A 12,751-nucleotide genomic window follows, 5' to 3' on the forward strand; every position below is an offset into this window, starting at 1 on the left:
CGCCTGTGCTGTCTATTTCGGCCCGGGTTAGGGTTTCGGACACCTGGCGTTCGCCGAACACGTCGAGCGCTGCAGCCGAAGGGAGACCAGCCGGGCATGCCCCGCCACAAGCACGTCGTCGCCACCGACCTGCCCGACCTCGACCGAAAGGACATCGAGGGCAACGGCAAGGGCCCCTGGCTGCGCGCGAATCTCACCGCGCTGATCCTCAGCATGTCGCCCGGCGACCTCTTTCCCAGCGAGCGGGTTCTCGCCGAGCGCTACGGCGTGGCCAGGATGACGGTCAGCCGGGAGATGGCGAGCCTGGCCAACAGCGGGCTGCTCGAACGCGTTCCCGGCCGCGGCACCTTCGTCCGCCGGCCGAGCGGCATGGTGGAGACGCTGTCCAGCTTCACCGACCTGCGTACGTGGTACCACGCGACGGCACGCATCATCTCGGTACGCACGGTCAGACCCACCCGGCACGAACGCGCCACCCTCGGACTCGGCCCGGAGGAGGACGTGGTGGCCCTCCATCGCGTCCGGTTGACCGAGGGCCGGCCGATGGCCGTCGAACGCGTGAAGCTGCCGGCCCGCCGGTTCCCCGGCCTGAACCGGCGCGGACTGGAGGGACGCTCGCTGTACGGCGTACTCGCCTCGGAGTACGACACCCACGCCTACTCCGCCGAGCAGACCATCACGGTGAGCAGACTCGACGCCCGGGACGCCGAACTGCTCGAGGTCGAGGAGGGCTCGCCCGCCATGCGCATCGACCGGATCACCCACGACAACCTGGGCGCGGTGATGGACATGAGCACCGCGCTGTGCCACCCGGACCGCTACAGCGTGCAGATCCACATCGGGCTCGGCTGATCGAGCCCGAGAGCCTGAAGACCGCTTCCCCGAGCCCGCAACGGCGAACGGCGGGCCGCGGCATGGAGCCGCGACTCGCCGTTTCCGCTTCTGGGGCAGAGATTTCTCAGGCAGGATCTCTCAGGCAGTGAGTTGCTCGGCGATGGTCTTCAGAGTTGCCAACGTGCGCAGGTGGAGGCCGCCGCCGAAGGTGATGCGGGTGGCGCCCATCCGGCCGAGCTCACGCGGGGACGGTCCGTCGGGCCGGCCGACGGCGTTGACCGGCAGGCCGATCCCGTCGGCGATCACCCGAAGGTGCTCCGGCGGGGCGAAGATGGGATACACCCCGTCGGCCCCCGCGGCCGCGTAGTGCTTGCCGCGTTCGATGGTCCGGTCCGGCGAGGGGTCGCCGTCGCGCACGTACGTGTCGATGCGGGCGTTCACGAACAGGTCGTCGCCCGCCGCGGCGCGCACCGCGGCCAGGTAGTCGGCCTGCCGCTTCGGCTCCACCAGCGCGTGGGTCGCCGGGTCGGAGTCCTCGAGGTTGACCCCGACGGCTCCGGCCTCGAGGACGCGTTCGACGAGCTCGGCGGGCGGGAGCCCGTACCCCGCCTCGACGTCGGCGGACACCGGAACCTCCACCGCACGGGTGATCCGGGCGATCGCCGCGAACATCTCCGCGGGCGGTGTCCCCTGTCCGTCCGAATAGCCGAGCGAGGCCGCGATGGCCATGCTCGGCGTGGCCAGCGCGGGGAACCCGGCGTCGACGAACACCCTGGCGCTGGCCACGTCCCACGGCCCGGGCAGGATCAGCGGATCGCCGGCCGCGCGGCCGTGGTGGAGTGCGCGGAAGGTCTCGACGGACATCAGTGCTGTCCCGCGAACTGCCCGGGTGTGTAGCTGCCGGCCTCGGCCCGGGCGGTGACGTTCAGCCGGTTGAACGTGTTGATCACCGCGATCGTCGAGATCAGCTGGGCGAGTTCCTTCTCGTCGAAGTGCTTGGCGGCCCGCTCGTACACCTCGTCCGGTACGAAGCCGTCGGTCAGCACGGTGATCGCCTCGGCCAGCGCCAGCGCCGCCCGCTCCTTCTCGCTGAAGAAGTTGTCCGCCTCCTCGAACGCCGCCACCAGCGCGATGCGCTCGTCGGTCTCCCCTGCGGCGCGGGCGTCCTTGGTGTGCATGTCGATGCAGTACGCGCAGCGGTTGATCTGGGAGGCACGCATCAGCACGAGTTCCTTGATCGTCGGATCCAGGCCCTGGGCGGCCTCGTTGGCGAGCCTGATCAGCTGGCGGACGACGTTCGGCGAGTGCTGGTAGATGTTGATTCGCTGTGTCATGGCCTCAACGCTACGGCCGGATCAGCCCAGGGATATGGTCCATTGCCATGGCAGAATCCTGGGCCACTTCGCTTGACCTCCACCTTGATCTCACACACCGCGGGCGCGGGCTGGGCGCCGCACTCACCCGGGAGCTGCGCGGCGCCGTACGCGGCGGGCGGCTGGCACCGGGCACCCGGCTGCCGTCCTCGCGTGCGCTGGCCGCCGACCTGGGAATCGCCCGCAACACCGTGGCCGACGCCTACGCCGAACTCGTCGCCGAGGGCTGGCTCACCGCGCGCCAGGGCTCGGGCACGGTGGTCGCCGAGCGCGTACCGTCGCGGCGGACGAGACCACGCGCCGTGCCCGAGCCGACCCATCCCCTGCTGCCGGGTACGACGTACAACCTGATGCCGGGTTCGTCGGACCTGTCGGCCTTTCCCCGCACGGCGTGGGTGACCGCGACCCGGCGGGCACTGACCGCCGCACCCAGTGAGGCGTTCGGCTACCAGGCGACGTCGGGCCGGCCGGAGCTGCGCCGGGCGCTCGCCGACTACCTCGCCCGGGTGCGCGGGGTGTACACCGACCCGTCCAGGATCCTGGTGTGCGCGGGCGCCATGCACGGCCTGTGGCGGATGGCCGAGGTGCTCCGCGCGCAGGGTGTTCGGCGGGTCGCGGTGGAGGCGTACGGTCTGCCCGATCACCGCTCACGGCTGACAGACGCCGGGCTGCGGCTGTCGGCGCTGCCCCACGACGAGGACGGCGCGGACCCGGCGCCGCTGCCTGAGCTCGGCGTTCAGGCCGCGCTGCTGACACCGTCGCACCAGTTCCCTACCGGCGGCGCCCTGTCGCCGGAGCGGCGCGCGCGAGTGATCGACTGGGCACGGGCGGGTGGCGGCGTGATCCTGGAGGACGACTACGACGGCGAGTTCCGCTACGACCGCCAGCCGGTGGGCGCGCTGCAGGGCCTGGATCCCGAGCACGTGGTCTACCTGGGCACGGCCAGCAAGAGTCTCGCGCCCGGCCTGCGGCTGGGCTGGATGGTCCTGCCGGAGCGGCTCGTCGCCACCGCGTACGAACTCGGCTCGTCCCGCTGGCACGTCTCCACGGTCGACCAGCTGACCCTGGCGGAGTTCATCACCTCCGGTGACTACGACCGGCACGTCCGCGCGATGCGCACCCGCTACCGGCGCCGCCGCGACCGCTTGGTCGCCGCCCTCGCCCGGGCCGTGCCGCACGTCCGGGTCAGCGGGATCGCCGCGGGACTGCACGTCCTGCTGGAGGTTCCGGCGGGAACGGAGGAGCAGGTGGTCGCCCGGGCCCGACGGGAAGGACTCGGGGTGGCCGGGCTCGCACCCCTGACGTTCGGTACGCCGAAGCCCGTCCGGCACGCGATCATCGTGGGGTACGGCACTCCGCCGGACCACCTGTTTCCCGGCGCGGTCGCCGCACTGTGCCGGGCACTCGCGGACCCCGACGAACGCCGGAAGAGCCCACGAGGGAAGTAGGGCCCAGGACGGTCTGGTTCCTCAGGACCGGCGCGGCCCGGTGCTCTCGGTCGGCTCGCCGAGCGCCCGCCGGGCAAGCAGTGTGGCGCCGGCCACCGCCGCCGGGGTGAACACCACCGCGCCGAGCGGGATCAGGAACGCCACGAACACCGCGACGCCGAAGCCGGCGGTCACCGGCCGGATCGCGCGCAGTGCCCGGCGGCGTTCGGCGAGCCCCAGCCCCCGCCGTTCGAACGGCGTACCGACGAGCTCCACGGAAAGCAGCCAGCCACCGAGAACCGCTCCGACCACCGGCACGGCCGTCTGCCCCACCACCGGCAGGAAACCCGCCACGAACAACGGGACGCCGACCAGAGCCGATGCGGCGAGGAGCCGGGAGGAGTCGGCGACCCCGCGCCGCAGCGACCGGGCCCAGCCGAGCTCGACCGCGTTCGGCACGCCGCCGTACCGCTCCTCGACGCGTTCGGAGATCCGCTCGTAGAACGGCCCGCCGATCGCGAGGGTGACCGCGGTGAACGCGAGGACGCCGATCAGGGCGGACAGGCCGAGCAACGCCAGCCCGGCGGCGAATCTCGCGAACGTACGAGCCCCGCCGGACCAGTCGTCGGCGAACGGCGTAAGCGCCGCGGCCACGTCGCCGGCGAAGTACGCGAGGGTGACGAACCCACCGAGGAACAGCACCCCGGTGATGAAGGCCGGCACGACGCCGAGCAACGCGAGCCGGGGGTTCGCGGCGTACATGCGCACACCGCGTACCAGCAGGCTCACGCCGGTGAGGAAACCACCGGGGTAGCCGACCGCCGAGACCGGAGCCGAACGCGTACTCACGATCGGTGAGTCTAGGGCCGGACGGCGGGCGACTCTCGGCGCCGGCGGCCGAATGATCGCCCAACGGCATGGTGCTCCGGATCACCGCGGCGCGGGCAGGCCCCTCGGGTCAGCTAAGTCGGCCGTGGCGAGTCGCTGACGCTGTGACCGTCAGTGCGACCTTCACGTGATCTTCAACGTGACCTTCAACGTGACCTCAGTACGTCTCTTCCTCGCTGGGCCGCCGGTCGTCGTCGTGGATGACCACCCGGCTGGGACTGTCGCCGGCCGCGAGCTTGCGGGCGTCGGCCAGGGCCGCGTCGCGGTCGACGTAGTAGCCGACCACCTCGTCACCGCGCTTGACGTGGAATGCGCCACCGGCGGGAAGCACGGAGTACGTCACGGGCGCGGGCGTGGTGCCCGACGTTGCCCGGGCCGTCGTCTCCTGCTCGGTCTGACGCGCCTCGCTCGACTGTTGCGCGGCCTCCCCGGCACTGGCCCAGGCCTGGGCCAGCCCGGAGTGGGTCTCCTGGGGCACGTCGGGTCGCTCCGGCAGCTCGCTCATGTGCCCAAACTATCCCCGGAACCGCCCACACGCCGTCCGGCCCTGCGGTGCCTGGTCGTCTGCGGGTTCCTCGGCCTGGTTGTGGATCCCGGTCAGCGGGCGCGCCGCGCCCGGTCCAGGTAGGCCACCAGCGAGGTCAGCTGGCCGGCACTCCACGGCAGCCGCTCGCTGAGCTCGGCGCTGTTCTCCTGCCACATCCGCCGGGCGGCCGCCGTCGTCTGCGCTCCGTCGGCCTGGAACGCTTCCCCCACCTCGTCCCAGTCCCGGAGCAGGTCCTGCACGTGCGGATCCTCGACCGGAGTACGTTCCTGCACGTGGCCAAGGAGTTGTTCGACCAGTCCAGCCCACCGGGTCCTGGCCTCCTCGACCACTTCGGGGCCGAGTTGGGCCCGGCGCGTGGCCAGCTGCTCGCGTTGCTCGGACGTGAAGTAGGTCTCGAACACAGTCATCATCTCCAGGGTGGTCATGAACTCCTGCGAATCGGGCATCGACGAGTCGGCGAGCCGGCCGATCAGCCCCTCGATCTGGAGCATCAGCCGGCGGATGCGTTCCGACTGCTCCCCCAGGTCGCGCAACTGGGCCGTCAGCAGCTCGCGCATCGCCAGCAGGTCGTCCTGCGGTTCGTCCTGCGGTTCGTCCTGCCGTTCGTCCAGCGCTTCGGCGATCTGCGGAAGCGACAGCCCGAGGCTGCGCAGCGCCCGAATCCGGTACAACCGCCGCAGGTCGTCGTCGGTGTAGCGGCGATGCCCCGATGCCGTCCGCTCGCCCGCGGTGAGCAGGCCCGTCTCGTCGTAGTGGTACAGCGTCCGAACGGTGACTCCGCTCGCCCGTGCGAGCTCACCGATGCTCCACCGGGTGCCGCGATCTCCGATCACGTCGACGACGCTAGAACCTACCGCTGGGGAAGGTTCAAGCCGGAACGCCGAAACGCCCGCTCCAGCTGGCCGTTTTGCCTTCCCTTTACAATTACTGCTCCGGGTACTCACCCGTCTCGTCCGCCACGACTGGAAGGCTCCATGCCGTGACGCTCACCCGCCGCCCGCCGTACGTCTCGTGGACGACCCTCGTGCCGCTGCTCGCCCTTCTCACGCTGGCATTCACCTGGGGCCGCTACCTGCCGATCCTGTTCGCGGTGGTGATCGCGGTCGTACTCGCCGGGGCCGTGCTGTCCGCGGTCCACCACGCGGAGGTCGTGGCGCACCGCGTCGGCGAACCCTTCGGCTCGCTGGTCCTCGCGGTAGCCGTGACGGTGATCGAGGTCGCGCTGATCGTGACCCTGATGGTGTCGGGAGGGCCGGAGACCTCCCAACTGGCCCGGGACACCGTCTTCGCGGCGGTGATGATCACCACCAACGGCATCGTCGGAATCTCCCTGTTGGTCGCCGCGCTGCGCTACGGGACGACGCGGTTCAACGCCGAGGGCAGTGGAGCCGCACTGGCGACCGTGGCGACCCTGGCGGCGTTGAGCCTGGTGCTGCCGACCTTCACCCTGGGTGCGCCCGGCCCGGTCTTCTCGACCGACCAGCTCGTCTTCGCGGCGATCGTTTCGCTCTTGCTGTACGGGATGTTCGTACTCACCCAGACCGTCCGGCACCGCGACTTCTTCCTACCCGTACACCATGACAACGATCCGGTCGCCGGACGTGGGAACGCTCCCACATCCGAGCCGGCCGAGGTCGACCCGGCCGGTGACGTCGGGGAGAGCGCCGACGCCGGTGAGCACGCCGCTCCCCCGAGCACCCGGGCCGCGCTGACAAGCCTCGGGCTGCTGCTGGTGGCTCTCGTCGCGGTGGTGGGCCTGGCAAAGGTCGAGTCGCCGTCGATCGAGTCTGCCGTCAAGGCAATCGGATTCCCGCAGTCGTTCGTCGGCGTGGTGATCGCGTTGCTCGTCCTGCTGCCGGAGACGATCGCTGCCGTACGCGCCGCCGCGCGGCAACGGACGCAGATCAGCCTCAACCTCGCCTATGGCTCGGCGATGGCAAGCATTGGTCTCACGATCCCGGCGATCGCACTTGCCTCGATCTGGCTGAAGGGTCCGCTCCACCTCGGCCTCGGGGCCACCCAGCTCGTGCTCCTGGCGCTCACCGTGGTGGTCAGCGTTCTCACGGTGGTGCCCGGTCGGGCGACCCGGCTGCAGGGCGGTGTCCATCTCGTCCTGCTGGTCGCGTTCCTCTTTCTCGCAGTCAGCCCCTGACCTCGAGGGCGGTCACTCAGGCGTGGCCGGATGAGCGCCGCCGGCACGTTGTCTGCCGTACTCGCGCCAGGTCAACCAGACGATGAACGCGTCGAACACGGTCAGCACCACGAGTCCGACCGTGGGATGGAGTGCGATGCGGTAGATCTGGTAGCCGATGAACGCGAGCAGGAACACGATGGTCCAGGGGTACGCCCACAGCTGGTTGCGCAGCAACGCGACGACGAGGACGACCTTCACCGCGCCATGAAGGAGCAGGTAGGCGGCACCGAACCACACCGTCGACTGGTGGAGACCGGCCGTCAGGTGCAACAGGTGGGTGGCGATGAAGTCGTGCGGATCCTCGGAGATCTCGTGCTGGGTCAGGGTGACGACGAGCCGGCTGAGGGTGGCAGGTGACACCGCCAGCAGCAGGATCCCGCCGATCAGTTCGAGCAGGCCGTCCAGGCCCTTGAGGATGATCCCGATCTCGAACGTGCGGTCCAGCAGGTCCCCTGGCTTGAACCACGCCATGTCGCCACCCGCCGATCGTGCTGCCGTCCTGCCTTCCTTCTCTGCTTCCTGACGCTAGTAGGCCACCCTGGGAGATCGGCTAGCGGATGCCGATGTCGCCGGCATCCCGACTGCCGTTCTCCCTCGTCCCTGCGTGCTGCCGGCGCCTTGACCAGCGGGGCAAAACCCACTACTTGTCCACAGGTAGCGGATCGGGTTGCGCATCGGGTCTCCTTGTGGACAACGATCTTCGTGTCGGCGGTCACCTCTAGACTTCGAACGTGTATTCGACGACGCAGGAACCTCCGGGCTGGGACGGCGACACCGACGCCGAGCAGCGACTGGAGGCTGCGTTGGTCCAGGTCGGCACCATCCTCACCGATGTGCTGGCGGCACCGATGCTGTCGCTTCGGCCCGAGAAGCTGGGCCGGTTGTTCGAGCTGCACGGGGCCGACGAGGCGATGATGGACGCCCTGAAACTCGCCATGGTCGCCAGAGCCGAAGCCTCCGACGTCGGCAAGACCACCGGTGCGGCGACCACGGCGACGTGGTTGCGCACCGCGCAGCGGATGTCGAAGACCGAGGCCTCCGCGACAGTGACGCTGGCGAGGGATCTGGACCGCACCGTGACCCTGACAGCCCGCGCGTTGACACGGGGTGAGCTGTCGTTCAAGCACGCACAGGTGATCGCGTTCGCGATCAAGGACCTGCCCACCTGGATCGGCCCCGAACAACGCCTGAAGGCCGAGGAATACCTGATCGAGGAATCCCGGCGCCGTAACCCCGACGACGTACGCCTGCTGGGCAAGCACCTGCTGCAGGTGCTCGCACCCGAAGAATGGGAACGCCGCCTCGGCAAGGAACTCGACGACGCCGAACGCGCCGCCGAACGCAAACGGTCCCTGAAATACGTCCCCAACGGCATCCCCGGCTCCGAAACCGTCGTGATCAAACTACCGGTGCTGGAGATGGAACAACTCCGCAAGCTCATCGAAGCCCTCGTCGCCTCCGACACCCGCCCCGACCCCGACGAACGTCCCCTCGACCAACGCCGAGGTGACGCGTTCGCGGAACTCATCGCCCAGTGGGCGCAGCAGCAGGCATCGCCCAACCGCGGACGCGGACGCGACTGCGTCACGGTCACCGTTGGAGTCGACCAGCTACTGACCGGCCTCGGGTTCGGCACCATCGACGACCTCAACCCCGTCCGCCCCACGCCCTGCACCTGCCAAACCTCCGACGCCCAACGCCAAAACGCCAAACGCAAAGCCCGACAGCAGAACACGAGCACCAACGGCACCACAGGCGCCACGGGCGCCAAGACCGACGACTCCAATCCCAAGAAGGCCGCCGGCGGCAATGGCACCGACAGCTCCGGGGACACCGAGCCCGAAGCCGGTGCGGATGGCGTTGTTGTCGAGCCGGACCAGACTCACGGCGGTAGTGCGACGAGTAGCCGGAATGCTCAACCCATCAGAGAGAAACGACCACCCGGCCAACCCGAACCACGAGAACCCGGCCAACACCGACAACCGAACAGCGAGACCGGAGCGCATCCAAGACCCGAAGCCGATCCGGAAGCAGCTACCGAACCCGAGGACTGGAGCCTCGGGCCAGAAGACGACGCCGGCACCGACTCCGAACCGGAGGAGGGTGCGGCGGGGCCGGAGGCTGCCATCGACCCCCACGACGGCTGCCAGAAGTGTGGCGGGGGCGGGTCGGCCCGGATCCTCGGCCTCCGAGGAGAACCGCTCTCAGTCGCCACCATCCGCCGGATGGCGTGTGACGCGAACATCATCCCGGTGGTGCTCGGCGGCAACGGCGAAATCCTCGACATCGGAATGGCCGACCGGTTCTTCACCGAACCCCAACGCCGAGCCCTCGCCATCCGCGACGGCTCCCACTGCCACTTCCCCAACTGCCAAGTACCCGAACGCCGCTGCGTCGCCCACCACATGACCGCCTGGGACCACTTCGGCCCGACAGACCTCGCCAACGGCGTGCTGTTGTGCAAGACCCACCACACCTTCGTCCACCACAAAGGCTGGCAGGTACGCATGGGCGACCACGGCCACCCCGAGTACATCCCACCAGAGTGGGTGGACCTGCACCAGAAAGTGCGGCGACCATGAAGTGCGGCAGCCCGGACGAAGGACAGCCCTTACGTCACCGGAACGATCGACGCGTCCTTCACCCGTCCGCGTTGGAGGACGACGATGCCGATCGTTCCATGGGGCTGCCGACGCCGGTCGGTCGGCGAGCCGGGGTTGAAGATCCGTACGCCGTCCTCGGTCTGCGTCAACGGGATGTGCGAGTGCCCGAACACCACGAGGTCCGCGTCCGGGAATCGCCGCCGCATTCGCGCCATCCGACCGGTGGCCTGCCCGCTGTCGTGCACCATCGCCACCCGAACTCCGGCCAGGGTGATCTCGAGGACCTCCGGTACGCCCGAGCCCCACTCGGCGACTTCCGGGCCGTCGTTGTTGCCGGCGACCGCGTAAAGGGGGGCGAAGGCCGCGAGCTCGTCCAGAACGTCGGGCGTGCACACGTCGCCGGCGTGCAGGATCACGTCCGCCGTACGCAGGTGTTCGGCCACCCGCGGCGGGCAGGACTTCCACCGTCGCGGCGCGTGCGTGTCGGACAGGACAACTACTCGCATCGGCCCATCATGTCCCACCCGCGCGAGGCGCGGCGATACATGGCAGTCTGGGCGGATGGCGTCGCACGGGGCCGGGCACGCGCTCGACTGGGTGAGAACCCGATGGGGACCGGATGCGGTCGCCCGGGTCGTTCGCCGTACGCCCATCACCAACGGCTACTCCTCACAGTCGGTCGAGCGGCTGGACTTGATCGTCCAGGCGGGCGACGGTTCGACCGTCGAGTTGGCAGTGTTGCGAAAGCACGCGACCGAGGCCGAGGTCACGGTGTTGCGTGCTCTCCGGGAGGTCACCGACCCGAGAGCGAGCGCACTTCCGGAGTTGCTGGCAGACGGGACCGACGCCACGGGGCCGTGGGTCGTCCTGCCGTTCTACTCCGGCAGCACACTGGCATCAGAAGCCGAGGTGTCCGACGACGTGCTCGAGTCCCTTGCCGTGCTGCACGTTCGCCATGTCAACGCCACCTTGCCGGGTCTCCCGATCGTCGACGGGACGTGGTGGGACAACGGTTTCCGGCACGTCGACCGGCGACTGTCGGAACTACTGCCGACCGCGGCCGAGCCCGCGCCGCTGCGCGAGGCGCTCGACCTCGTTCGGAGCCTGCGGGGTGATCCACTCCTCGTCCGTACACCCGAACGCCTTTCGCGCACCCTGGTGCACGGAGACATCCACGCGAACAACATCCTCGCCAGGCCCGCCGGGTCGAAGATCATCGACTGGGGAGCCGCCACGCTCGCCCCGGCGATGCTGGACCTGGCCAACCTCGTCGCGCCGGACAGTCCACGCTTCGCGGTCTACGTCGAGGCGTGGGAGGCCGCGGCCGGTCGGGCACTGGATCTGCGGCTGGCGAACGTCGAGTACCAATGGGCCACCGCCTGCGTCAACATCAAGTACCTCGGCTTCGCGGCGCACCACCTCGGCGGCGGCACGGTGCGCGACATGCTCGGGCGGGCACGACGTGCCCTGAACGCCCTGGCCCATTCGGACGTGTAGGCCAATGGCCCTGCCCACGCTTGTCGCCATCAGCGGACCGTCGGGTGGTTACGGCAAGACGACGCTCGCGCACGAACTCGCTCAGGCACTGGGTTGTCCGGCAATCTGTCGCGACGAGATCAAGGAGGGCATGGTCCACGCGAACCCAGGCTTCCGACCCGGACGCGGCGATCCGCTCACCAGGCGTACGTTGCCGGCATTCTTCGGCGTACTGGAGCTGCTGGTTCGCTCCGGCACCACCGTGGTCGCGGAGGCAGCTTTCCACGATCGACTGTGGCGGCCAGGCCTGCAGCCGCTGATGGGACTCGCACACCTTCGGATCATCCGGTGCACCGTGGCACCCGACGTCGCCCGCGCTCGAAATGCCCAGCGATACACGGCGAACCCTGTACGGAAGGCGGCCCATACGACGAGCGCGCACCAGCATGCTCCGGGCAGGGAAGAAGACTTCGCCGGGATCACCCTTCCCGCGCCGACGCTACTGGTCGACACCACCGACGGATTCGAGCCGCCAATGCCGGAGATCCTGAGCTTCGTCGACGCTCGTCCGCATACCCAGCCGTGACAACGGCGCCTTGACATTGGACGAGACGGTGGGCGGGATCGACGCCGTACTCGCTAACCGACCAGCCGCGACCTGAGGGCGCCGGCCTGGGCCACGGTGAGACCGCCGAACAAAAGGTACGCCTCGGCGCCTCCGTATCGGGCGTCCAGGTGACCGAGCGCGGACCGCATCGACTCCGGGCGGGCTGAGAACGACTCCGCGAGGAAACCTCGCTCGACCGGATCCGCCACCAGTAGGAGCAGGTCGTCGAGGTGGTCGCGCATCCGCTGGTCCACCGCCGTGTAGTCGGCCACCACGAAGTCGGCGGCCACTCCCACCAGGGTCAACACCAGGGCGACCACCATGCCCGAACGGTCCTTGCCCGAATGACAGTGCACGACCACGCCGCCCGGCGGAGCGTCCGCGACTGCCGCGACGGCCGCGGCAAGCAGGTCGGGGTTCTGGTCGAGCATCTCCGCGTACTGCCGCTCCATCGGCCACGCCGGGTCGTACGGATCGCCATCCCTGGCAAGCGGCCGGTTCACGTACAGCGGCTCACCCGCGAACGGCGAACGGTCGTCCGCGCACTCCAGCGGTGAACGTACGTCCACGATGCGCGTCACACCCGCGGCCCGCACCGCTTCGACTCCCACGGTGCTCAACCGGGTCAGGTTGTCCGAACGGATGAGCGCACCTGGCCTGATCCGGCCGCCGTCGCGAGTGGGCAGGCCGGCAAGGTCTCGCGTGTTCAGGCAGTTCGGCCACTCCAACGCCGGCGGCTTCGAGTCGATCATCCACACCACTCCCCTCCGAGTACCGTGATCATCCATCACCCGCCGACGCA

At 69.5% G+C, this 12,751-nt stretch carries 14 protein-coding genes; 6 read left to right on the forward strand and 8 right to left on the reverse strand.

The genetic code is table 11. From position 1 onward, the window contains the following. Positions 1-96 precede the first annotated feature (96 nt). A complete protein-coding gene (locus F4554_RS16830; RefSeq protein WP_179788325.1) occupies positions 97-852 on the forward strand; it encodes a GntR family transcriptional regulator in 756 nt (251 codons plus the stop codon). Positions 853-972: 120 nt separating this feature from the next. Here the strand turns inward: F4554_RS16830 and F4554_RS16835 are convergent, their stop codons facing one another. Then, positions 973-1,698 (reverse strand): isocitrate lyase/PEP mutase family protein, encoded by a 726-nt coding sequence (locus F4554_RS16835; protein ID WP_179788327.1) that lies wholly within the window; start codon positions 1,696-1,698, stop codon positions 973-975. Further along, positions 1,698-2,168, reverse strand: coding sequence for a carboxymuconolactone decarboxylase family protein (locus F4554_RS16840; RefSeq protein ID WP_179788329.1), 471 nt, complete (start codon positions 2,166-2,168; stop codon positions 1,698-1,700). Before F4554_RS16840 ends, F4554_RS16835 begins: the two co-directional genes overlap by 1 nt. A 47-nt stretch (positions 2,169-2,215) precedes the next feature. Between F4554_RS16840 and pdxR the strand changes: the two genes are divergently transcribed. Next, the gene (pdxR, locus tag F4554_RS16845) at positions 2,216-3,655 is read left to right on the forward strand and encodes a MocR-like pyridoxine biosynthesis transcription factor PdxR (protein ID WP_179788331.1); all 1,440 of its coding nucleotides are present in this window, start codon (positions 2,216-2,218) and stop codon (positions 3,653-3,655) included. 21 nt (positions 3,656-3,676) lie between these two features. On the opposite strand, the gene F4554_RS16850 is transcribed toward pdxR, so the two are convergent. The 3 genes from F4554_RS16850 to F4554_RS16860 form a co-directional block, all read right to left on the reverse strand. Then, positions 3,677-4,483, reverse strand: a complete 807-nt coding sequence (locus F4554_RS16850) for an EI24 domain-containing protein (RefSeq protein WP_202889318.1) — start codon at positions 4,481-4,483, stop codon at positions 3,677-3,679. A gap of 196 nt (positions 4,484-4,679) precedes the next feature. Then, complete coding sequence (locus F4554_RS16855) at positions 4,680-5,027, reverse strand: DUF2188 domain-containing protein (protein ID WP_179788333.1); 348 nt, start codon at positions 5,025-5,027, stop codon at positions 4,680-4,682. Between the two features lie 92 nt (positions 5,028-5,119). Further along, entirely contained in the window at positions 5,120-5,902 is a 783-nt protein-coding gene (locus F4554_RS16860; protein ID WP_179788335.1) for a MerR family transcriptional regulator, read from the reverse strand. Positions 5,903-6,048: 146 nt separating this feature from the next. On the opposite strand from F4554_RS16860, the gene F4554_RS16865 reads away from it, so the two are divergent. Beyond that, positions 6,049-7,221, forward strand: coding sequence for a calcium:cation antiporter (locus F4554_RS16865; RefSeq protein WP_179788336.1), 1,173 nt, complete (start codon positions 6,049-6,051; stop codon positions 7,219-7,221). A 12-nt stretch (positions 7,222-7,233) separates the two neighbouring features. On the opposite strand, the gene F4554_RS16870 is transcribed toward F4554_RS16865, so the two are convergent. Then, a complete protein-coding gene (locus F4554_RS16870; protein WP_179788338.1) occupies positions 7,234-7,734 on the reverse strand; it encodes a DUF2127 domain-containing protein in 501 nt (166 codons plus the stop codon). Between the two features lie 260 nt (positions 7,735-7,994). Between F4554_RS16870 and F4554_RS16875 the strand changes: the two genes are divergently transcribed. Next, on the forward strand, positions 7,995-9,845 hold the full coding sequence (locus F4554_RS16875; RefSeq protein ID WP_179788340.1) for a DUF222 domain-containing protein: 1,851 nt from the start codon (positions 7,995-7,997) through the stop codon (positions 9,843-9,845). Between the two features lie 29 nt (positions 9,846-9,874). On the opposite strand, the gene F4554_RS16880 is transcribed toward F4554_RS16875, so the two are convergent. After that, positions 9,875-10,372, reverse strand: a complete 498-nt coding sequence (locus F4554_RS16880) for a metallophosphoesterase family protein (RefSeq protein WP_179788342.1) — start codon at positions 10,370-10,372, stop codon at positions 9,875-9,877. A gap of 55 nt (positions 10,373-10,427) precedes the next feature. Between F4554_RS16880 and F4554_RS16885 the strand changes: the two genes are divergently transcribed. Both F4554_RS16885 and F4554_RS16890 read left to right on the forward strand, forming a co-directional pair. Continuing rightward, on the forward strand, positions 10,428-11,363 hold the full coding sequence (locus tag F4554_RS16885) for a phosphotransferase family protein (protein ID WP_179788345.1): 936 nt from the start codon (positions 10,428-10,430) through the stop codon (positions 11,361-11,363). A 4-nt stretch (positions 11,364-11,367) separates the two neighbouring features. Continuing rightward, on the forward strand, positions 11,368-11,928 hold the full coding sequence (locus F4554_RS16890; RefSeq protein WP_179788347.1) for a P-loop nucleotide/nucleoside kinase family protein: 561 nt from the start codon (positions 11,368-11,370) through the stop codon (positions 11,926-11,928). A 53-nt stretch (positions 11,929-11,981) separates the two neighbouring features. Here F4554_RS16890 and F4554_RS16895 read toward each other — a convergent pair whose 3' ends face one another. Next, on the reverse strand, positions 11,982-12,701 hold the full coding sequence (locus F4554_RS16895; RefSeq protein WP_179788349.1) for a tyrosine-protein phosphatase: 720 nt from the start codon (positions 12,699-12,701) through the stop codon (positions 11,982-11,984). Between the last annotated feature and the right edge of the window lie 50 nt (positions 12,702-12,751).

Origin of the sequence: Actinopolymorpha rutila (genome assembly GCF_013407855.1) — a bacterium.
GTDB lineage: Bacteria > Actinomycetota > Actinomycetes > Propionibacteriales > Actinopolymorphaceae > Actinopolymorpha > Actinopolymorpha rutila.